1 protein-coding gene and 1 pseudogene are annotated in these 3,011 nt (G+C 40.0%); both read left to right on the forward strand.

Going from position 1 to position 3,011, the window contains the following annotated elements:
- A pseudogene (gene pflB, locus BGC7_RS17205) lies at positions 1-2,223 on the forward strand (formate C-acetyltransferase); the annotation flags it as partial.
- An 80-nt stretch (positions 2,224-2,303) separates the two neighbouring features.
- Positions 2,304-3,011: pyruvate formate-lyase-activating protein (pflA, locus tag BGC7_RS17210; RefSeq protein WP_050702841.1), on the forward strand; the 708-nt coding region annotated here is incomplete at its 3' end.

The following is a 3,011-nucleotide window of genomic DNA, read 5'->3' on the forward strand; positions in this document are numbered from 1 at the left end:
TATAAAGATTTTAAAGGCAATGCCTGGAAAGAGAAAATTGATGTCAATGATTTTATTCTGAAAAACTACACAGAGTATTCCGGAGATGAAAGTTTTTTGGAAGGGCCGACAGAAGCTACCACAAAATTGTGGGACAAGCTCAGCGAAATGTTTAAAGTGGAAAAAGAGAAAGGCGTGTATGATGCCGAAACTAAAATTCCATCCCAGATAGATGCTTATGAAGCCGGTTATATAGATAAAGATTTGGAAAAAATAGTTGGTGTACAAACTGACAAACCTTTAAAAAGAGCTATTTTCCCTAATGGGGGACTCCGTATGGTTCAACACAGCCTTGAAGAATATGGCTATAAACTAGACCCAATCACAACCGAAATATTCAGCAAGTATCGTAAAACCCACAACGAAGGAGTATTTGCTGCTTACACAGATAGTATTCGCCGTGCACGCAGCAACGGATTATTGACAGGTCTGCCCGATGCTTACGGACGTGGTCGTATTATAGGAGACTATCGTCGTATAGCTCTTTACGGAGTAGACCGTCTGATTGCAGAACGGGCAAAACGTTTTCAGGAATGTGATCCTATTGTGATGACAGATGATCTGATTCGCCTTCGTGAAGAATTAAGCACTCAGATTCATGCGTTGAAAGCGTTGAAGAGAATGGCCGCCTCTTATGGATTCGATATATCTAATCCTGCTGCTAATGCTCAGGAAGCTATTCAATGGACATATTTCGGATATCTAGGGGCTATTAAAGACCAAAATGGTGCAGCCATGAGTCTTGGACGTGTAACTACTTTCCTTGACATATATATAGAGCGAGACCTTAAAGCTGGTTTAATAACAGAAGTCGATGCTCAGGAAATGATTGACCACTTTGTGATGAAGCTTCGCATTGTTCGCTTCCTTCGTACTAGCGAATATAACGAACTATTTTCAGGAGATCCTGTCTGGGTTACAGAATCGCTTGGCGGTATGACTAATCAGGGTAAGTCGATGGTGACAAAGAATAGTTATCGTATGTTGCATACTCTTTATAATCTGGGGCCTGCTCCGGAGCCAAACCTAACTGTTCTTTGGAGCGATCGTTTGCCTGAATCATGGAAGAAATACTGTGCTAAGGTATCTATAGATACATCCTCACTGCAATACGAAAATGATGATATTATGCGTCCGCAGTTGGGAGACGATTATGGTATTGCCTGCTGTGTGTCGCCTATGCGTATAGGTCATCAGATGCAATTTTTCGGAGCTCGTGCCAATCTGCCTAAAGCGTTACTTTATACGATAAACGGAGGTAAGGATGAAAAGACAAAAGCTCAGGTGTTACCAAAGCACTGAGTGGAAAAAGTATCAGGAGAATACCTTGAGTTCGATGAAGTATGGGAGAAATTTGATCGTACACTCGACTGGGTAGCCGAAACCTATGTTAAGGCTCTGAATATTATTCACTATATGCACGATAAATATTCGTACGAAGCTCTCGAAATGGCACTGCATGATGTTGATATAGTTCGCACACAGGCATTTGGTGTTTCCGGACTTTCTATTATTGCCGACTCTTTTGCGGCTATCAAATATGGTAAAGTACGTATCGTGAGAGATGCGGATGGAGATGCAGTCGATTATATTTTGGAAGGAGACTATGTTCCATTCGGGAATAATGATGACCGTACGGATAAATTTGCGGTTGAAATTGTCGAAAAGTTTATGAATAAGATCCGTAAACGTAAGATGTACAAAGATGCAATACCGACACAGTCTGTATTGACTATTACATCGAACGTTGTATATGGTAAGAAAACAGGAAATACACCTGACGGACGTCGCGATGGAACACCATTTGCTCCGGGCGCCAACCCTATGCACGGACGTGATACAAAAGGTGCAGTAGCCTCTCTTTCATCAGTAGCTAAGCTTCCTTTCGAACATGCTAACGATGGTATATCATATACATTTGCTATTACTCCGAATACACTAGGTAAAAACAGAGATGAAGAAGCGAAGAACCTGTCAGGCTTACTTGATGGATACTTCTTGCAAACAGGCCACCACCTGAATGTGAATGTATTCGATCGTAATCTATTGATAGATGCTATGGATCATCCTGAGAAATATCCTCAGCTGACTATCCGTGTGTCGGGTTATGCTGTTAACTTTGTGAAGTTGACAAAAGAGCAACAACTAGATGTAATTAACAGAACGATAACAACTACTTTCTGATAAGTATTCGGCTATTATAATAATTCAGGCAGGAAGGAGATTCTTTTCTGCCTGTTTGTTTTATCTTTATTGGCTAAAATATGAAAGGTAATATTCATTCTTTCGAATCATTTGGGACAAAAGATGGTCCGGGAATACGCTTTGTGTTTTTTATGCAAGGCTGTCCTTTACGTTGTCTTTACTGTCATAATCCCGATACGTGGAATATGAATGATAAAGCATATGAGATGACAGCCGAAGAGGCATTCGAAGGAGTAAGTAAAGTCAAAAACTTTATAAAAAGCGGAGGAATAACTGTTTCGGGAGGAGAACCCTTGTTGCAGCCGGATTTTGTCTTAGAATTATTCAAACTTTGCAAAGCGGATGGTTTGCATACGGCAATTGATACATCGGGTTATATATTAAATGAAAAAGTTAAGTCTGTATTAGATCTGACAGATTTAGTTTTACTCGATATAAAGCATATTAATCCGACTAAATATGAGAGTTTGACAGCAAGACCTTTAGAGCCTACCAAATACTTTATGCAATATTTATCTGAAATGAAAAAGCCCGTGTGGTTGCGTTATGTTCTTGTTCCTCAGTTTACTGATGAAGAACAAGACTTGCATGATTGGGCTAAATATGTATCACTATTCCCGAATGTTGAACGGGTAGATATACTCCCTTTTCATCAGATGGGTATACACAAATGGGAGCAAATGGGACAAGACTACAAGCTAGCCGATATTCAGCCGCCATCTAATAGTGATATTCTGAAGGCTGAAAATATATTCAAATCTTATGGA

The organism is Dysgonomonas sp. BGC7 (assembly GCF_001261735.1).
Taxonomy (GTDB): domain Bacteria; phylum Bacteroidota; class Bacteroidia; order Bacteroidales; family Dysgonomonadaceae; genus Dysgonomonas.